Origin of the sequence: Mycobacterium shottsii, assembly GCF_010728525.1 — a bacterium.
GTDB lineage: Bacteria > Actinomycetota > Actinomycetes > Mycobacteriales > Mycobacteriaceae > Mycobacterium > Mycobacterium marinum.
The window spans coordinates 3597630-3616525 of sequence record NZ_AP022572.1 but is presented as its reverse complement, the minus strand read 5'-3'; the positions used below and the strand labels follow the sequence as shown (position 1 = coordinate 3616525).

The 18896-nt window shown below is 64.5% G+C and carries 13 protein-coding genes and 1 pseudogene; 7 read left to right on the top strand and 7 right to left on the bottom strand.

Annotated features, from left to right (window positions below; genetic code table 11):
- Nucleotides 1–27: 27 nt before the first annotated feature.
- On the bottom strand, nt 28–2943 hold the full coding sequence (gene uvrA / locus G6N41_RS16645) for an excinuclease ABC subunit UvrA (RefSeq protein WP_198965166.1): 2916 nt from the start codon (nt 2941–2943) through the stop codon (nt 28–30).
- 195 nt (nt 2944–3138) lie between these two features.
- On the opposite strand from uvrA, the gene G6N41_RS16640 reads away from it, so the two are divergent.
- The 4 genes from G6N41_RS16640 to G6N41_RS16625 all read left to right on the top strand — a co-directional run bounded on the left by G6N41_RS16640 (nt 3139) and on the right by G6N41_RS16625 (nt 5932).
- Entirely contained in the window at nt 3139–3816 is a 678-nt protein-coding gene (locus tag G6N41_RS16640) for an MBL fold metallo-hydrolase (protein ID WP_198965165.1), read from the top strand.
- A 146-nt stretch (nt 3817–3962) separates the two neighbouring features.
- A complete protein-coding gene (locus G6N41_RS16635) occupies nt 3963–4217 on the top strand; it encodes a hypothetical protein (RefSeq protein WP_198965164.1) in 255 nt (84 codons plus the stop codon).
- 655 nt (nt 4218–4872) lie between these two features.
- Nucleotides 4873–5046 (top strand): tyrosine-type recombinase/integrase, encoded by a 174-nt coding sequence (locus G6N41_RS30055; RefSeq protein ID WP_407663827.1) that lies wholly within the window; start codon nt 4873–4875, stop codon nt 5044–5046.
- A 58-nt stretch (nt 5047–5104) separates the two neighbouring features.
- The gene (locus G6N41_RS16625; protein ID WP_198965163.1) at nt 5105–5932 is read left to right on the top strand and encodes a serine/threonine-protein kinase; all 828 of its coding nucleotides are present in this window, start codon (nt 5105–5107) and stop codon (nt 5930–5932) included.
- 668 nt (nt 5933–6600) lie between these two features.
- On the opposite strand, the gene G6N41_RS16620 is transcribed toward G6N41_RS16625, so the two are convergent.
- The 3 genes and pseudogenes from G6N41_RS16620 to G6N41_RS16610 form a co-directional block, all read right to left on the bottom strand.
- The gene (locus tag G6N41_RS16620) at nt 6601–7722 is read right to left on the bottom strand and encodes a hypothetical protein (RefSeq protein WP_198965162.1); all 1122 of its coding nucleotides are present in this window, start codon (nt 7720–7722) and stop codon (nt 6601–6603) included.
- 549 nt (nt 7723–8271) lie between these two features.
- Entirely contained in the window at nt 8272–8958 is a 687-nt protein-coding gene (locus tag G6N41_RS28675; RefSeq protein WP_231608545.1) for a Helicase associated domain protein, read from the bottom strand.
- A gap of 253 nt (nt 8959–9211) precedes the next feature.
- Nucleotides 9212–11899: pseudogene (locus tag G6N41_RS16610) on the bottom strand (Helicase associated domain protein); the annotation flags it as partial.
- A gap of 309 nt (nt 11900–12208) precedes the next feature.
- On the opposite strand from G6N41_RS16610, the gene G6N41_RS16605 reads away from it, so the two are divergent.
- Nucleotides 12209–12469 carry a hypothetical protein gene (locus G6N41_RS16605; RefSeq protein ID WP_198965159.1) on the top strand — a complete coding sequence of 87 codons (261 nt, stop codon included), beginning with the start codon at nt 12209–12211 and terminating at the stop codon, nt 12467–12469.
- A 57-nt stretch (nt 12470–12526) separates the two neighbouring features.
- Nucleotides 12527–12841 carry a hypothetical protein gene (locus G6N41_RS16600; RefSeq protein WP_198965158.1) on the top strand — a complete coding sequence of 105 codons (315 nt, stop codon included), beginning with the start codon at nt 12527–12529 and terminating at the stop codon, nt 12839–12841.
- A gap of 34 nt (nt 12842–12875) precedes the next feature.
- On the opposite strand, the gene G6N41_RS16595 is transcribed toward G6N41_RS16600, so the two are convergent.
- Nucleotides 12876–13316, bottom strand: coding sequence for a universal stress protein (locus G6N41_RS16595; RefSeq protein WP_198965157.1), 441 nt, complete (start codon nt 13314–13316; stop codon nt 12876–12878).
- A gap of 273 nt (nt 13317–13589) precedes the next feature.
- On the opposite strand from G6N41_RS16595, the gene G6N41_RS16590 reads away from it, so the two are divergent.
- Entirely contained in the window at nt 13590–15206 is a 1617-nt protein-coding gene (locus G6N41_RS16590; RefSeq protein WP_231608544.1) for a mannosyltransferase, read from the top strand.
- Here G6N41_RS16590 and G6N41_RS16585 read toward each other — a convergent pair.
- Together G6N41_RS16585 and uvrB are read right to left on the bottom strand one after the other, a co-directional pair.
- Complete coding sequence (locus G6N41_RS16585; protein ID WP_198965156.1) at nt 15195–16607, bottom strand: MFS transporter; 1413 nt, start codon at nt 16605–16607, stop codon at nt 15195–15197. The two genes, G6N41_RS16590 and G6N41_RS16585, sit on opposite strands and share 12 nt — an antisense overlap.
- Nucleotides 16608–16643: 36 nt before the next feature.
- A complete protein-coding gene (uvrB, locus tag G6N41_RS16580) occupies nt 16644–18824 on the bottom strand; it encodes an excinuclease ABC subunit UvrB (RefSeq protein WP_012394180.1) in 2181 nt (726 codons plus the stop codon).
- Between the last annotated feature and the right edge of the window lie 72 nt (nt 18825–18896).

Below are 18896 nucleotides of genomic sequence, written 5' to 3'. Positions count from 1 at the left end.
CCGCCGTGTCCAACCGACGCGGCGGACTCAGGCGCTGACTTTTCGCCGCCGGTTCGTCCGGCGCGCACTAGTCGATGGGCGCCGGGCGGCCAAGACTTCGGCCAGAAACTTCCCGGTGTAGCTTTCCGGCACCGCGGCGATATCCTCCGGCGCGCCCTGAGCGACGACGGTGCCGCCGCCGGCACCCCCCTCCGGTCCCATGTCGATGATCCAATCCGAGGTCTTGATGACGTCGAGGTTGTGTTCGATCACGACCACGGTGTTGCCCTTGTCCACCAGGCCGCTGATGACGTTCAACAGCTTTCGGATGTCATCGAAATGCAAACCGGTGGTGGGCTCGTCGAGGATGTAGATCGTGCGGCCGGTCGAGCGCTTTTGCAGCTCGGATGCCAGCTTGACCCGTTGCGCCTCACCCCCGGACAGTGTCGGCGCGGGCTGGCCGAGCCGCACGTAGCCCAGGCCGACGTCGACCAGGGTGCGCAGATAGCGGTGAATGCTGGAGATGGGCTCGAAGAACTCCGCGGCTTCCTCGATCGACATGTCCAGCACCTCGGAGATGGTTTTGCCCTTGTAGTGCACTTCGAGGGTTTCCCGGTTGTAGCGCGCGCCCTGGCAGACCTCGCACGGCACGTACACGTCGGGCAGGAAGTTCATCTCGATCTTGATGGTGCCGTCGCCGGTGCAGGCCTCACACCGGCCGCCCTTGACGTTGAACGAGAAACGTCCCGGCTGATAGCCGCGGACCTTGGCCTCGGTGGTGGCTGCGAACAAGGTGCGGATCTTGTCGAACACCCCCGTATAGGTGGCCGGGTTGGATCGCGGCGTACGGCCAATCGGCGATTGGTCCACACGCACCAGCTTGTCCAGGTGGTCAAGCCCGGTGACGCGGGTGTGCCGGCCCGGCACCTGGCGGGCGCCGTTGAGCCGATTCGCCAACACCGCTGCCAGGATGTCGTTGACCAGTGTTGACTTTCCCGAACCCGAAACTCCCGTCACCGAGGTCAGCACCCCGAGCGGAAACGCCACATCGATACCGCGCAGGTTGTGCTCGCGGGCACCAACCACGGTGAGTTGTCGGCGGGAGTCGACGGACCGACGGCTGGTCGGAATTTCTATTCCTTCCCGCCCGGACAGGAAGGCACCGGTGATCGAACTCTGGTTACGGAGCAAGTCCTGATACGGCCCGCTGTGCACGATGCTGCCGCCGTGCTCGCCGGCCCCCGGCCCGATGTCGACGACCCAGTCGGCATGCTCGATGGTGTCCTCGTCGTGCTCGACCACGATCAGCGTGTTGCCCAAATCCCGCAGGCGGGTGAGTGTTTCAATCAGCCGACGGTTGTCGCGCTGGTGTAGCCCGATCGACGGCTCGTCAAGCACGTACAGGACGCCGACCAGACCAGACCCGATCTGCGTGGCCAGCCGGATGCGCTGTGCCTCGCCTCCGGACAGCGTGGCCGCCGCACGCGACAAAGACAGGTACTCCAGCCCGACATCGAGCAGGAAGCCGAGTCGCGACTGGATCTCCTTGAGCACCTGACCGGCGATCGCCTGCTCGCGCGTACCCAGGGTGAGCGCGTTCAGAAAATCTGCGCAGTCTGAGATGGACAGCTCGCAGAACTCGGCGATCGACTTTGCATCCTGTTCCCCCGCGGCCAGGGTGACCGACAGGATTTCCGGCTTGAGCCGGGCCCCGTCACACACCGGGCAGGGCACGTCGCGCATGAAGCCCTCGTAGCGTTCCTTCATCTGCTCGGAATCGGTCTGCGCCATCTTGCGTTGCAGAAATGCCAGAACGCCTTCGAAGTCGGCGTAGTAGGACCGGGTGCGTCCGTACCGGTTGCGATAGCGCACGTGTACCTGCTCGTCGGCACCTTCCAGAATTGCCTTGCGAGCCTTGGCGGGCAGCTTGCGCCAGGGGGTGTCGACATCGAAGCCGAGTGCGTCCCCCAGCCCGGCGAGCATGCGCGTGAAGTATTCGGCGGTGTGGCCGGTAGACCACGGCGCTACCGCGCCCTCGGCCAGTGTGCGATCCGGGTCGGGCACCACCAGGTCGGGATCGACCTCCTTGCGAATCCCCAGACCGCTGCATTCGGGGCAGGCGCCGTAAGGCGAGTTGAACGAAAACGACCGTGGTTCCAGGTCGTCGACGGCCAGCGGATGCCCGTTGGGACAGGCCAGTTTCTCGGAGAATCGCTGTTCGCGAGGATGATCGTGCTCATCGTGATCGTCGGGGAATTCCAGCACGACGATGCCATCGGCCAGATTCAACGCCGTCTCCACCGAGTCGGTCAGCCGCTGCTTGGCGGCCGCTTTGACGGTGAGCCGGTCCACCACCACTTCGATGTCGTGCTTTTCCTGCTTCTTCAGCTTCGGCGGATCCGTCAACGGGTGAACCACCCCGTCGACCCGTACCCGGCTGTAGCCCTGGGCGTTGAGCTTGTCGAACAGGTCCGCAAACTCACCCTTGCGGGTGCGGACCACCGGGGCCAGCACCAGGAATCGCGTGCCCTCCGCCATGCCCAGTACCTGATCGACGATTTGCTGCGGGGTCTGACGCGCGATCCGTTCACCGCAGGTCGGACAGTGCGGAGTGCCCGCCCGTGCGTACAACAGGCGCAGGTAGTCGTACACCTCGGTGATGGTGCCAACGGTCGAACGCGGGTTGCGGTTGGTCGACTTTTGGTCAATGGACACGGCCGGAGAAAGTCCCTCGATGAAATCGACGTCCGGCTTGTCCATCTGTCCCAGGAACTGGCGGGCATAGGCCGACAGTGATTCCACATAGCGGCGCTGGCCTTCAGCGAAGATCGTGTCGAAGGCCAGCGAGGACTTGCCCGACCCGGATAAACCGGTGAACACGATCAGCGCATCACGGGGCAAGTCGAGGTCGACACCGCGGAGGTTATGCTCGCGCGCACCCTTGACGATCAGGCGGTCAGCCACGCTGTCCCTTTCACAGAAGTTCGTTTGCCGGAATGCCCGTCGGGCTTCCGACTTGTGACCCCATTTCAGCCAATACGAACGCGGCACGGAATGGGCCGCATTCCATGCTAGGTGGCCCCTATGACAAGGGCTGAACAAGGCGGGACGGTTGGGGTTTGGTCAGGCCGGCTCGGGCGCCGCAGTAACCTGGCGCCTATGACCGTCGTCGATGACAACTACACCGGACACGTCGACCCCGGGACCGTGGCTCGGCGCACTTTGCCTGGTACCACCATCCTCAAGGCGTCGGTCGGCCCCATGGACAACAACGCCTACCTGGTGACCTGTTCGGCGAGCGGGCAGACGCTGCTGATCGACGCCGCCAATGACGCCGAGGTGCTGATCGACCTGATCCGGCGGTACGCTCCCAAGATCGCGCTGATCGTCACCAGCCATCAACACTTTGACCATTGGCAGGCGCTGCAGGCGGTGGCCGAAGCCACCGGCGCCCCAACGGCCGCACACGAGATCGACGCCGAACCACTACCAGTCAAACCGGACAGATTGTTGGCCAACGGGGACCGAGTACAAATCGGCGAGCTCAGCTTCGACGTGATCCACCTGCGCGGACACACCCCCGGATCCATCGCGCTGGCCCTGGACGGGGCTGCCACGGGCGGGGTCACCCAACTGTTCACCGGTGACTGTCTATTCCCGGGTGGTCCTGGCCGTACAACACGCCCGGAAGATTTCGACTCGTTGATGAGCGGCCTCGAAACCGAGGTGTTCGACCGCTTCGACGACGCGACGGTCGTCTATCCCGGCCACGGCGACGACACGACACTCGGCGCCGAGCGACCACACCTGTCGCAGTGGCGCGAGCGCGGCTGGTAGCCACACCGCGCCGGATACGAACCGCGCCGACATATGCTCGCCCACCGACATATGCCCAATTTCCGACATTTGCGCTGGTAGCGACATATGTACGACTTCCATTGCAGCCCTTGGCAATTCCAGTTTTATGCGGTTAGCTTCGGCGCATGACACACACCGCGGCGGTCCTCGCCGACCTCAACGCAGAACTCGACGCCGCCGGCGTCTTCACCGGCCTGGCGGCTGACGACGCCGAGCTTCTGGTCGCGACGCTCAGCTTCGACGTCTGTCTGCGGGGCGATCCGGCCCACTCGATGCGCACCCACGCGGCGGCGGTCCGGGCCGGCGAGTGGCCGTGCGCAGACCGCGCAGGCGTGGCTTGCGCGCTCGACCTAGCGGCGACGATGATCGAGTCGCTGTGACCGGGCCTGCGCCGCGACCGCTGCCGCCCGCCTGGTCCGGGCTGGTCGCGGCCTACCTCGCGGCCGAGACAGGGGCGGGCCGGTCACCGGCCACCATCGCGACCCGCCGCGGGCACCTTGCGTTCATGGCCTGCGGGCTGCGCTGCGCTCCGGCGCGAGTCACCGCCGACCGGATCCTCGCCTGGTTCGGCCGACAGGCGTGGAGCATCGAGACGCGGCGCAGCTACCGCAACACGGCCGTCTCGTTCTTCGGGTGGGCCTGCCGTGCCGGCCACCTGCCGACGGACCCGGCTGCCGACTTGCCGGTGATGCGTGCGGCTGCGCCGCCGCCACGGCCGGCGCCCGATACCGTGTGGTCCGCCGCGATGGCCGGCGCAGAACCGCGGGTGCGTCTGATGTTGCGGCTCGCGGCCGAGGCCGGTCTACGCCGAGTGGAGATTGCGCGGGTGCATCGCCGTGACCTGACGCGCGGGCCGGCCGGCGCCGAGCTCCTGATCCACGGCAAGGGCGGGAAGCTGCGTGTCGTGCCGCTCAGCGACGAACTGGCCGCGGCGATAGCCGCTGGTGTGGACGGCTACCTATTTTCCGGCGACGACGACGGCCACCTGTCGCCCCAATACGTCGGCAAGCTCATGGCGTCGGCGCTGCCTGAGCACTGGACAGCGCACACCTGCGTCACCGCTTCGCGACGAGGGCGTACCGCGGATCCCCTAACCTGCGCGCGGTGCAAACCCTGCTCGGACACTCATCCGTCGCGACCACGGAGCGATACACCGCGGTCGACTCCGACGAAATACGGGCCGCGATGATGGCGGCGAGCGTGCTCTAGTTTCGCGGATGTGAATTTGCTGCATTCGCATCACCATGTGTCCTAGAGTCAGAGGGCGATGGGGGTAACGAGGGCGGACATCGAGCGTGCTCTAGACCCATGTCAAGAGGCTGAGCGTGTCGGCTCGCCGAGCGGCATAGGGGAATGCTGGCGGATCGTCCGGAACGGGGCGGTCACGGCCTGCAAGGTCATTACGCGCGCATATGAGCCTGAGCGGTTCGAACGCGAAGTCGAAGCTATGCAGCGCATCGATTCGCCGCGGGTAGTGCGGGTGTTCGGTCGTGGGAAGCTGACCACGGCTGACGACGGGAAAGAGCACCCGTACTTTCTCAGCGAGTTCCTGGAAGGGGGCGACGTACGTCAGCACATCGACGCTGGCAACCAGCCCGACGACGGGCAGCTGCGTGCATTCACGCTCGCCGTTCTCGAAGGCGTCGATGAACTGCACCGCGCGCACGTGCTTCACCGCGACCTCAAGCCCGAGAACATACTGCTGCTCAACGGCGACTGGACACAGCCAGTCATCATCGACTTGGGGTTGGCTCGGTTAATTGACATGACGACCGTGACTGTCTATCCGTGGGCCGGCGGCACCTGGCCCTACATGGCGCCCGAACAGTTAGCGGCCGAGCGTGCCTTCGACCGCACCGACATCTGGGCGGTTGCCGTCATCGTCGCCGAACTCGCGTCAGGACAGCACCCCTTCTGGCGGGGTGAGCAGACCTTGCCCGCTGACTGGGATAGCCGATTACGAGGAGGCATGACTGTTCCAGGCAGTCGCCCCGCGGGCCTGCGCGACTGGTTGCTCTTGGCCGGTGCGTACCAGAGTTATAAGCGCCCGACCGCCGACGCTGCCAGACAGAAACTCGAATCGATGTGGCCATGAGCTTCTGGTTGGAGTACGGCAGCAACGAGGCCCGGCCGTTGGTCGCGTTCGCAGACGAACTCGCGAATACTCCTGCCGGACGGTCTGGCATCTGCTTCGGACCGCTCAACGCGCCGGCGACGACGCTTGAACCGCTGTACCGCCAAGCGCGGGCCAGCGGTGAGGCTATCGTCGATCCGCACGGCTATCTGCTCGATCGCGACCACACCAAGAGGTCACGTACGCATTTTCCATGGTTAGCGCAGACACCACGACCGACGGCGCAACCGCAGTGGGAACAGTGGATGCAGCAGGGCCTTGACCACCAACTCTCGGCACGTCTGTGCGGGGACGCCGGGCCCCCTTCGTTCGTGATCACCCCGTGTCCGACCATGGATGCCACACGTCCAGCCGAACTCAACACTGTGCTCGACGCCGCCACGCAGGTCCGTAGCCGCGTATCCGGCCATGACTGCTGGCTGGGGATAACCGTGGACCGCGCGTACCTTCGGGAAGAGCGACACCGAACCCGTTTGCTCAACGCAGTCGTACAGACCAGGGCTGACGGGATCGTGTTCCGTTCCCCGCACTTAGAGTTGGCGCCGGTCCAGGATCGCCAGCACCTCGATGGGCTACGAGAGGTCGTCGAAGCATGTGGCGCGAACGGCATCCACATTTTCTTGCCGTCGTCAGGTTGGCTCGGTTGGCTCGCCATGGGTTGGGGGGCGTGGGGTTTCAGCGGAGGCATGGCCGCGGGCTCGTGGAATGATCGACTCCCTGGGCCCATGACTCGGCCCCAACAACCCAGTCTCCCGTATTTCGAGCCACAGCTTCTCCGCGCCGTGCCGTGGCGCATCCACGAACAGCTTGTGAACGAAGCCGGGTATCAGCCGTGTAGCTGCGCCGACTGTCTCCAGATGGGCAACGCGCACGATCCCGCGCTCGCCAAACGCCACCAAATCCGCCACGCATCCCAAGAGACTGCCGCGTTGACTGCCGTGCCCGTGGCGCAGCGCCGCCGACTCGTCGCTGATCGCCTCGACGACGCGATCAGGTTCCGCGACAGCCTCTCGGCGATTGTCGCCGCGCGTATTCCTACGGCCGACCACCTCAATCGCTGGCGGGCGCGCCTGTAGCCGCGGGCCCTCGGCGATTACAGAGGCGACCTCGCTCTCGGCGGACGCCCAAACCTGCTCGGCCATCAGCGTGCGCAACCATCGCTCGGGACGCCGGCCGCGGGGAGGCGCAACCACCCGAAGTTCGCCCGTCGACTTGATCACTGCTAGACCAACGCCGAAGGTAGCGATGAATGCGCTCTCGCGTACTGCGGCGGCGGATCGGGCCGCGTCGAGAACCAGCCACGAACGATCTGCGCTCGTCGCGAAATTGTCCGCTTGGCGAAGCGCGTCCCGCCATTTACTCAGTTTCAATTCGACAGCGGTGATGTGGGCCGGCACTGGTCGCCAGGCGCCGCTGGACCTCACGGTGTCGGCGTGCAGTTCAACGAGCCCAAGGTCGGCGAGCGGCCCGAGAGTCGAACGCGTTAAGGCTGTGGCGTTGGTGCCGAGGCGGGTAGCAAGTGTCGAGGTTCGAACGGGCCGATCGCTCCGAAGCAGATTCAATACCCGAACTCGCAGTGGTGATGTGATCGGACCGACGCCGCTTTCGAATCGCTGGTGGAGTGCGTCAATGTCGAATCGGACGGCAACCACATCGGCGATGCCCTGCGCTGCCGGCACTTCACCAACGACCACATGCGCGCCACCCGGCGGCATGAGTCGACCAACCTGAGAAGCAACCAGTTGCGTCATCTCGGCTTCCCAACGGAAGCGGACACGTTCGCGCTCAGAACCGGCGGTCGTCACAACTGGGGGCGGCTTGAGTAGTCCGACGGGTCCCTTGTCGACCGTCCGTGAAGCCATATACGCAAACTAGCACTGTACTTGCGGGTAACACCTCACCCCAGGTCAGACGCCGCGGCACGCTTCGAGGTAGCGCGCCCTCGCCGGCCCGGTGTCGATCCGTACACGAAGCATCCGCATGCACCTGCGCCTCCACGGCTTCGAGAGCACCAGCGATCGGCCGGCGAATGGGTTGCGATCGCCGGGCTCGGCCAGCGACCCTTCGTAGAGCGCCATCGTGTATTCCGCGCGCTTCGTCACCCACGAAGCATGCGGACACGCGCGCCCAGAACGTCGGACCCACGCCAACGACGACGCCTAGAGCCAGGAACGAACCGTACCGGTGCGCCGGCCCGGTGGTGCACGTAGCGCGTTTGTTGGCGGTTGGCGGTACTGCGCCATCACGAGGTTGCTCTGGGCGGCTTCGAAGGCGATTGGCTCCCCCTCATGAACGCGCGATCATGAGTCGCTTCCGACCAAGCGGTACGCGGTGGTGCGCCCGATTCCAAACTCCGCAGCAAGCTCAAGAATTGGTTCGCCGCTTGCTGCACGCCGACGGAACTCCCTCTTCTCGTCGTCACTGAGTCTCTTTGACCTGGCGCCAGCCTTGAACCTGCTCCAGCGCCAATCGGGCAGTGCTTCCAGACGCTTAATCTGCTCACTACTGAGTTTCCCTGCGGCAAAGTTGTTCCGCTGTTTCTGCACCCAGCGTCCTAAGACGCCTTCGTCAGCATCGCCCGATTGGGGCGCGCGGGAAGTGCCGCATCTAGTGACATAGTCGGCAAGCTGGGCATAGCGCGCTTCCCAGGCGTCAGCGAGTGGGTCCCACGACCACCCTGGCAGCATCTCCAGGCGGCGCTGCCGATCCGCGCGGAGGGCCCCTCTGCCATAGGCAACGCGCTGTGTAGTGATCCACGACCCGAGTGGGTAACCGTCTGCATCTTTGTACGTTTGAGAAACCTGTGCCTTGCCGTATTGGTCCGCATGGTTCTGGAGCCGTCGGAAACCCTCCTCCCACTGGGCATCGCGACTGTTCCACGACCAGCAAGGCATCTCTTTGAGCCTGTGGGCACGGTCCGGCTCCAAGCGCCCTTGCGCGAAGTTCTGCCGCTGTGTGGTGACCCATGAACCGAGCCTGTAGTCCATCCTTGTCGGAGTAGGTCTGCGCGGGCGGCGTGCCGTGATGGCCGACGTAGTCCTGCAGGCGGCGGAAGCCCTCCTCCCAGAGATCGGTCTTCACATCCCAGGTCCAGCCCGTCAGCGCTTCCAACTTGTTCTTGCGGTCTTCTGGCTGACTACCCTTGGCGAAGGTCACTCGCTGGACCGAAACCCATTGCCCGAGCTTGAACTCATCGTCTACGTATGACGTCGGCACTCGGCTGTTGCCATGTGCGGCAACGTAATTACCAAGCCGGAGGAATCCTTCCTCCCATGTTTCATCGCGGGCATCCCACGTCCACTCGGGCACTTCCTCAAGACGCTGGACACGGTGTTGTTCCAGGCTGCCTTCCATGTAGCGGGTCCGCTGCGAGTTGACCCATGTCCCTAATCGGTAGCCATCTGTGACGTACTTGGCAGGAACCATGGCGTCGCCGTGTTCGGCGATATACGCCAGCAGTCGCTGGAAGCCCGACTCCCACTGTGTCTCCCGTATGCCCCAGGTCCATTCGGGTAGGGCCGTAAGGCGAGCAGCCAGCGCAGGAGAAAGTCGACCGCTCTGGTACTTGTTTCGTTGCTGGCTGGCCCACGTGCCGAGGGGGAACCCGTCTATGGTTCCCGATCCAGGGACTGCGGCGGTCCCATGGTCACGGACATAGCGCATGAGATGTCGGAATCCCTTCTCCCAGGCTTCGGCTATCAGGTTGCGGTCCCATCGCCATCCAGGCAAAGCTGCAAGACGTTCGGCTCGGTCGGGATTGAGGGAGCCTGCTATGTAGAGAGCACGCTGGGCCTGAGCCCACGCCCCGAGGTTGATGCCATCTATGACGAGCTTGGCTGGCACTTCGGCGGTTCCTGCGTTCGCCACGTAGTCGGCGAGGGCCTGAAAGCTCATTTCCCACCGATCGATATGGGGCGTCCAAGTCCATTCGTGTAGCGCCTCCAAAAGGCTTCTACGGTCCTGGCTCAGGCCCGCGCGACGGGCGCGTTGGTTCGCTACCCACCTTCCGAGCTTGAAGCCATCAAGGACCTCGCCCGGCTTCAGTCGTGAAGTGCCGTGCTCGGCGACATATTTCTCCAGCAGTCCGTACCAGAATTGCCACGGCGCGGTGGTCGCGTCCACCAGGCGGGCCTCGACGGCGTTAGCGAAGCTCTTGCCCACCGTGGCCGGCACATCGACATGAATTTTTTTGCGCAGGCGCGGTTTGCCGCCCTTGCGGCCCATCTCTCGGCGGAGGGCGTCCAACTCCTCGCCGAGCTCGGTGTCGTGCGCCCGCAGCGCCTTGATGACATCCCAGACCGGTTTGAACACCGAGGAGTCGAGCGCGACCTCGGGGTCCTCTTCGGAGTCGATGAACACCGGGATGATGACGGTACCGACTTTCTTATTGTCTGACTTGCGGATCGCACGTCCGACGGCTTGCACGATATCCACTTCGGAGCGGCGCGGGTCGATGAACGCGACACCGTCGAGCGCAGGCACATCGACCCCTTCGGCCAGGCAGCGGGCGTTGGCGAGCAGACCGCGTTCCCCAGCATCGAGTCTCTTGAGCTGCCGGATGAGCATGCCGCGTTCGCCCGCCGGCATCTCACCCGAGGCGTAGTCCGACCACAGCCGTCCGTTGGGCCGTTGCCGGGGAGGCATCCAGGCCAGCACCGTTGGCATGGAGGCCGCGAACTCCCGCGCGGTCTTGACTCGGCTGTGGAAGCTGATCGTTCGGCGAAGGTCGAACTTTTTCATCGCCTTCGCGAGACCGATTTGACCTGCCAGCAAGCGGGCGTCGGTGATCTTCTTCCCATCCAGAGTGACGAGAGCACCGCGCTCCGCCCACGCCCGGTAGGTTGCGTCGTCCACGCCAAGAATCGCTACCTGGTAGTCGGTGAGTAGCTTGCGGTCGATGGCCTCACTGAAACTCAACCGGTGGAACACCTCTCCGAAGCGGATCGGATCGTCCATCGAGGCGATCTCGTAGTCGGCATTTTTGGCCTCGAGGAGTACCCGCCCTGTGAAGTAGCGCGGCGTCGCCGTCATGAACAACCGGCGCTTGCCCCTGATCGCGGTCGCGTTCAGCACGGTGCTGAAGTCGCCGGACACCGGCCCGGCGACCCGGTGCGCCTCATCGGCGATCACCAGGTCGAACTGCGGCACCCGTCCAAGTGTGAAGGCTGCGGCGATCTGCGGGGAGGACTGGTAGGTGGAAAAAACCACACGCGGGCCCGACCGCTTCCGCAGGAACTCCGCAATGATTCTGGGGTCGGTAGTGACCGGCACACCCAGGTCGCTCGTATGCGACACCGTCGCGTCCTCCATAAGGCTGCCGACGGTCTCGTCACTGCACACCGGCAACGTGGCGAATGGCTTTCTGGGGTTGGCGGTCTGCCACTCCCGCATAGTCTGCTTGAGCAGCGACAGCGAGGGCACCAAGACCAGTACGCGTTCAGCCTGCAGTATGTCGGTGATGAACCAGGCGGTGAGAGTCTTGCCGGTGCCGCGGGCCATGATGAGTTGCCCGCGATCATTGGTAGTGAAGCCCTTCACAACGTCGTTGATGGCGGTGTGCTGGTAGTCCCAGGGCTTTTTCGGTTTCCGCGGCTTCGCAGGCCTCAAGGCAGCCGGTGTGCTGGGCCAGTCGAGATAGTCATCGGCCTCGCGCAATTGGGTTAGACCGACGAAGGGAATTCCGAGGTCATCCATCAGGCGTTTGGCTATGTGATGGCGCTTGTCGGTGGTGGCGATAAGCAATCCGTGCGTGAACTTCGACCGGCTGGACTCGGCGACGAACTTGTCCACGTCACGCTTGCTGATGCTGTGCGACGGTGCGTAGGCCTTGGCCTGGATCGCCCATAACTTGCCGTCGTTGTCCTCAGCGACGAGGTCGATGCCGGCGTCTATGCCCCTCCGGCCCGGCCAATCGTCCCACAGCCACACCCGCCGCAGCAGCGGCCGGTACGTCGGATCGTTCTCTAGGAACCACTGGGAGACGTACTCGAACTGCTGTCCCCGCCGTCGATCATCGTCAGGGTCGAATTTCGCCCTCAGTTCGCTGAACGTCCCCACGGCACCGAGACTACGGGTCACGGATTTGCCTTCTGCCTCGAATTGGGCAAGCCAACTGCGCAGGCACTGGATCCGCTATGGCAGGTCCGACGGCGAAGACCAGGATCAAGCCGGCGCGCCGGCTGCAGGCGTATTGGGGTTGTTGATCCCCCGACCAACCCGGTTTGCAGCGATTCGCATGTGGCTGATGTGACCCTCGTTGGTGTACTGATCAGCGGAATTCCGTCGTTGATCGTGGCGCTCGTCGGTGTCGGCGGTGTCGTCTACACACAGCGACGAGCCGATGCGCGCCAAGACCGGATCGCTGCGGCGAACCGTGAATTCGAGCGCCAGGCGAGGACCCTGGACCGGCAGCGGGAGCTTGGCGCAGAGTTCGTTTCGGCCGTGTGGCTATTGGCGAGCGAGAGTCGCGACATTGTGGACGATGGCGCCGACTACTAAGACCTGCAGCCGTCGGAGACCGCTGAGGTTCGACGCACACTTTCGACTGTGTGCATGGTGCTCGACCAGGACGTCCGAAGGGCGGCTGAGCGGGTGTTCGATGCGCTTCTCGGGTATGTCGGGACTTTCACCCAGGCCGCTTGGGACGCGATCAGCACAGCTGAGGATGCGCTGATTGAGGTCATCAAAACACAGAATTTCCCAGGCCGCGACAGTATTTCTGATATGATGCGCCGCCGCGCGCAATCTTCGATGGCCGCAGGCATGAAACAACGGTGCGAGCGGCCGTCATCACCTCGACGGCGGCAGACCCAGCTACGACGAGCCGTCATCAGATGGACCGGACGTCCATCACGTCAACGAATGACGTAAGCGAAGCCGGAAACCCGGCAGCAAAGTTCGACCGCTAGGTGGTGTGCACGATCAGCACGTCGACCTTGGCCCGCCGCGAGACGTTGGCCGGCACCGATCCCAGCAACCGGCCCGCGATCGTGCTGAGCCCGACATTGCCGACAACCAGCAGGTCGGCCTTCGCCTCCTCGGCCAGGTTCACCAGCGCATCGACGGGAGCGCCGACCACCGGGCGCTCCTCGACGTTCTTGGCACCGGCGTTGTGCGCCCGCTCCTTGGCATCGTGCAGGATCTCGTAGATCGGGGCGGTTCCCGTGACCTTGTAGCTTTCTTCCCTGAGCACGTCAGCCGCCCGCGCGTCTTCGTGCTGAGGCAGGTACGCCGACGCGATGATCAACTTGGCATCGGCACCGGCGATCTGCGCGGCGCGGTCCACCGCACGCAACGACGAGTCCGAACCGTCGGTTCCTACCACCACGGTCCCATAGGCGCCCATTAAACCTCCCAGTGTCGGTTGCTACGCCAACCCCAGACAGTATCTCTTTGCCTGATGTAGGTGGCTCAGATTAACCACAACGGAACGGCGTGGCGCAAGCATCTATTTGCCTGGCCAGCGGGGTTCATCGGACACTATTGCCAACGACAACGCCCCCAAACCTCAACGCCGTCTTTGGAATTCCAAGCAGCACAACACTTTTCGCGATTACAGGCCGCCCAGCGGGGCGGGCCCCCCAAACCTCGCGGTCAAACCCCGCCCAACCCCCGAAAGATGACGCGTGACCAGGATCATCGCAGGGCCCTTACAGTGACAAGCATCATGTCCACACCGACGCTCGAGCAGGGCGCGACGGCTACCGACAAGGCCGATCGCGTACGCCCACGTGGCCGGCGGCTCGACCCGTGGTTGATGGCTTTGCTGGCAACGCTGATCAGCGTCGCCTGGGCCGGTAGGCCCTCTCTGTGGTTCGACGAGGGCGCAACGATTTCGGCCGCCGCGAACCGGACGTTGCCGGAGCTGTGGAAACTGCTGGGCCACATCGATGCCGTGCATGGCTTCTACTACCTGCTGATGCACGGCTGGTATGCGATCTTTCCGCCGACGGAATTCTGGTCGCGGGTGCCCAGCAGCTTGGCCATCGGCGGTGCCGCCGCGGGTGTAGTCGTGTTCACCCAGCGGTTCTCCGGACGCTCCACCGCGCTGTGCGCGGGTGCCGTCTTTGCCATCCTGCCGCGGGTGACGTGGGCGGGAATCGAGGCCCGCTCATCGGCCTTGTCGGTGGCGGCCGCGGTCTGGCTGACCGTGCTGCTGGTCGCCGCGGTGCGGCGTAACCGGCCATGGCTATGGCTGCTCTACGCGCTGGTGTTGATGGTGTCGATCCTGATCAACATCAACCTGGGGTTGTTGGTGCCCGTCTATGCCGCGCTGCTACCGCTGCTGTCCCCTAAGAAATCTCGAAAATCTCCCGGCATCTGGTGGGCCATCACCTCGGTGGTCGCGATTGGGGCAATGACGCCGTTCGTGCTGTTCGCGCACGGGCAGGTTTGGCAGGTCGGATGGATCTCGAGGCTGAACCGCAATCTGTTCCTGGACGTGGTGCATCGCCAATACTTCGACCACAGTGTCGCGTTCGCCACCCTGGCCGGCGTGCTTGTCGTCGCCGCTATCGCCGTGCGGCTGACCGGGATAGCGAGGCCGGGCGAGGGGACGCGCCCGCTACTGCTGGCCAGCATCGCTTGGGTCGTCATACCCACTGGCATCGTCCTGCTGTACTCGGCGATCGTCGAACCGATCTACTACCCCCGCTACCTGATCCTCACCGCCCCGGCGGCCGCCGTCATCCTGGCGGTCTGCATCGTCACGCTCGCCCGCAAACCCTGGCTCATCACCGGTGTCGTGGTGCTTCTGGCCGTCGCGGCGTTCCCGAACTACTTCTTCACCCAACGCGGCCCGTACGCCAAGGAGGGTTGGGACTATAGCCAAGTCGCCGATGTCATCAGCGCCCATGCGGCACCGGGAGACTGTCTGCTGGTGGACAACACCGTGCCCTGGAAGCCGGGGCCGGTCCGCGCGCTACTGGCCGCCCGGCCGGCCGCGTTCCGGTCGCTGATCGACGTGGAGCGCGGCTCCTACGGGCCCAAGGTCGGCACCTTGTGGGACGGCCATGTTGCCGTGTGGCTGACCACGGAGAAGATCAACAAGTGCGCGACGTTGTGGACGATATCCAATCGCGACAACGCACTTCCTGACCATGAAGTCGGGCCGGCGTTGTCGCCGGGGACGGCGTTCGGCAAAACCCCCGTCTACCTATTCCCCCACTACCTGGGATTCCACATCGTCGAGCGATGGCAGTTCCACTACTCGCAGGTCATCAAGTCAACCCGGTGAGCGACGATCGCGGTGGGTCGCCTGGTAGGACGCGATGAAGCCGACCGCGGCCAGCACAGTGAAGACGGTATAGAGCCACCGGGCAGCGCCCACCTCTCCGCCGGTCGCGGTATTGACCACCACCCCGGCCAGTCCGGCGCCAAACGCCGCCGAGACCAACTGCACAATGTTGATCGCCGCGGCCGCCGAGCTGCTCTCGGCCGGGTCGTCGACGCAATCCATTGCGCGCACCGTGAGATGCGGCCACGCGATACCGATACCGGCCCCGGTGATCAGCAGCGCAAGCGCCCAAAGCGCCACGGTCGGCAGCGACGCATCCGCGCGCTGCGTGACGGCACTCAGCGCCAGACCCGACGCCATTACCAGCGGCGCTGCCGCGATGATGTACCCAATGAGTCTGGGGTTGGTCAGTGAAGCGCTGACGATCTCCCCAGCCGTCCAACCGAATGCCAAAGCCGCACCGAGGAATCCGGCAGCCACCGGCGTCAGGTGTCCTAACCCCTGACCAAACAGCGGCACATACGTCGTGACCATCGCGGCGACCATCTGCACCGACATGGTCAGGTAGATCCATTTCAATGGTCCGCTGCCAAACACGCTGTGCGGCAGGACCGCGACATGCATGCGCCAGTCGACAATCACGAAGATGCCCACTAGCAAGGCGCCGGCGACAAGCAGCCCGGCGGTCGCCACCAGATACTGCGGGATTTCGGCGACGCTGACGGCCAGCGCGGCCGCGCCCATCAGTAACAACGACCACACCGGCACCTTGTGCGCCGGGGCCACCGGTTTCTCGCCGCCCACTCCCACCCCGTTGGACAGCACGACCAGGACCAAGAGCGTCATCAACCCGGACATCGTCGCCATCACGCCAAACGCCCACCGCCACAATCCGAACTGCGCGAACAATCCGCCCGTGGCGGGCCCGATCAAGGTCGCGACGCCCCACATCGCCGAGACCAGCGCCGACCCGCGAGTCCATAGGTTGTGCGGCAAAGCCGCATTGATGAGCGCATAACCCAGCCCTGCCAGCAATCCACCGGCCACTCCCTGCAAGGTCCGCCCGGCAACCAGCATTTCCATGTTCGGCGCGGCCGCACAGACCAGGCTGGCGAAGCCGAACACGGTCAGCCCCATCAGATACGACATGCGAGCGCCGACCTTCAGCAGCATCGCGTTGACCGTGGTGGCCGAGACGACCGAGCCAATCAGATACAGGGTCGTCACCCAGGCATAAAGCCGGCTGCCCCCGATTTCGGCGATGGTGCTTGGCAGCAGGCTGACGGTGAGGAATTCGTTGGTCGCGTACATCGCGACACCGCCGGCCAGCAGGGTGGCTGTCCCCAGATGCCCGCTCAGCAGCTCTCGCCAGCTACCGGTCTCCCTCGCGGTCTCGGTCACCTCTACACCGTAGGAGGTGAGGAATCGCCACTTGCGCTATTTCAACCCGGCGGCATCCATGCCGCGCAATTCCTTCTTGAGATCGGCGATCTCGTCGCGGAACCGGGCGGCCAGCTCGAATTGGAGGTCGCGCGCGGCGACCATCATCTGCGAGGTGAGGTCTTTGATCAGGTCGGCCAGCTCGGCGCGGGGCATAGCCGAGGTATCGCGACCCTCGAATACCCCGGCGCTGACGGCCCGGCCGGGTTCACCCTGGGCCCGCCGGCCCCGGGATGAGTTGCGACCCGACCCACCGATCGGAACTGACTCCGCGGCTTCGGTGTCGTCCGCCTCGCGGTAGACCTGGTCGAGGATGTCGGCGATCTTCTTGCGCAGTGGCTGCGGGTCGATCCCGTTGGCCTCGTTGTAGGCGACCTGCTTTGCCCGCCGCCGCTCGGTTTCGTCGATCGCTTCCTTCATCGAGTCGGTGATCTTGTCGGCGTACATGTGCACTTCACCGGATACGTTGCGCGCGGCGCGGCCGATCGTCTGGATCAGGCTGCGCGCCGACCGCAGGAAGCCCTCCTTGTCGGCGTCCAAGATGGCCACCAACGACACTTCCGGCAGGTCCAGGCCCTCACGAAGCAGGTTGATGCCGACCAGCACGTCATACTCACCAAGTCGCAGCTGGCGCAGCAGCTCGACCCGGCGCAACGTGTCGACCTCGGAGTGCAGGTAGCGAACCCGGATACCCATCTCGAGCAGGTAATCGGTGAGGTCTTCGGCCATCTTCTTGGTCAGCGTCGTCACCAGCACCCGCTGGTCGGCCTCGGCCCGCTGCCGGATCTCGCCGATGAGATCGTCAATCTGTCCCTTGGTCGGTTTGACCACCACCTTGGGATCCACCAAGCCGGTCGGACGAATCACCTGCTCGACAAATTCACCGCCGGACTGGCTCAGTTCGTAGGGCCCCGGCGTGGCCGACAGGTACACCGTCTGCCCAATCCGATCGGCGAACTCCTCCCACTGCAACGGACGATTGTCCACCGCCGAGGGCAACCGGAATCCGAACTCCACCAAGTTACGCTTGCGCGAAATGTCGCCCTCATACATGCCGCCGATCTGCGGAACGGTGACGTGTGACTCGTCGATGACCAGCAGGAAATCCTCCGGGAAGTAGTCCAACAGCGTTGCAGGAGCTGAGCCGGCGGGCCGTCCGTCGATGTGGCGCGAGTAGTTCTCGATGCCCGAGCAGAACCCGACCTGCCGCATCATCTCGATGTCGTAGTTGGTGCGCATCCGCAGCCGCTGCGCCTCCAGCAGCTTGCCGTGGCCCTCGAGTTCGGCGAGGCGCTCGGCAAGCTCCTCCTCGATCGTGGAGATCGCCTGTGCCATCCGCTCCGGCCCGGCCACATAGTGGGTGGCCGGGAAGATGCGTAGCGAATCGACCTGCCGGACCACGTCGCCGGTCAGCGGGTGAAGGTAATAGAGCGCCTCGATTTCGTCGCCGAAGAACTCGATGCGGACCGCCAGCTCCTCATAGGACGGGATGATTTCCACGGTGTCACCGCGCACCCGGAAGGAACCGCGAGTGAAAGACAGGTCGTTGCGGGTGTACTGCACGTCCACCAGCAGCCGCAGCAGGCCGTCGCGTGGGACGTCGGTGCCGACCTGCAGTTCGACCGAACGATCCAGGTAGGACTGTGGGGTGCCCAGACCATAGATACAGGACACCGAGGCCACCACCACCACGTCACGCCGCGACAGCAGCGCGGAGGTCGCGGAGTGCCGCAGCCGCTCCACGTCATCGTTGATGGAGCTGTCCTTTTCGATGTAGGTGTCGGTCTGGGCGATATACGCCTCGGGCTGGTAGTAGTCGTAGTACGACACGAAGTACTCGACAGCGTTGTGCGGCAGCATCTCTCGCAGCTCATTGGCCAGCTGCGCAGCCAGGGTCTTGTTCGGCGCCATCACCAGGGTGGGCCGCTGCAATCGTTCGATCAGCCACGCCGTGGTAGCCGACTTTCCGGTTCCGGTGGCGCCGAGCAGCACCACGTCACGCTCGCCGGCTCGGATTCTGCGTTCCAGTTCGTTGATCGCGGCCGGCTGATCGCCGGCTGGATCGTGCGGGCTGATTACCTCGAAACTGGCGCCGGTACGCACCACGTCATCGACGGCACGGTATTCCGAATGCGCGACCGGCACGTGGTCGGCAGGATGCTCAGTGGCAAAAGCCATGCCACCAGGGTAAAGGCAGACACCGACAAGAAGCCCGGCGAGCGTACCCGCAATGCCCGCCGGCACCCTGAT

What these genes read in the sequence shown, in the direction of transcription:
- G6N41_RS16625 (WP_198965163.1), top strand. Translation starts at nt 5,105, where the DNA reads ATGGGGGTAACGAGGGCGGACATCGAGCGTGCTCTAGACCCATGTCAA.
- G6N41_RS16635 (WP_198965164.1), top strand. Translation starts at nt 3,963, where the DNA reads ATGACACACACCGCGGCGGTCCTCGCCGACCTCAACGCAGAACTCGAC.
- G6N41_RS16595 (WP_198965157.1), bottom strand. Translation starts at nt 13,316, where the DNA reads ATGGGCGCCTATGGGACCGTGGTGGTAGGAACCGACGGTTCGGACTCG.
- G6N41_RS16640 (WP_198965165.1), top strand. Translation starts at nt 3,139, where the DNA reads ATGACCGTCGTCGATGACAACTACACCGGACACGTCGACCCCGGGACC.
- G6N41_RS16590 (WP_231608544.1), top strand. Translation starts at nt 13,590, where the DNA reads ATGACGCGTGACCAGGATCATCGCAGGGCCCTTACAGTGACAAGCATC.
- G6N41_RS28675 (WP_231608545.1), bottom strand. Translation starts at nt 8,958, where the DNA reads ATGGACTACAGGCTCGGTTCATGGGTCACCACACAGCGGCAGAACTTC.
- G6N41_RS16620 (WP_198965162.1), bottom strand. Translation starts at nt 7,722, where the DNA reads ATGACGCAACTGGTTGCTTCTCAGGTTGGTCGACTCATGCCGCCGGGT.
- uvrB (WP_012394180.1), bottom strand. Translation starts at nt 18,824, where the DNA reads ATGGCTTTTGCCACTGAGCATCCTGCCGACCACGTGCCGGTCGCGCAT.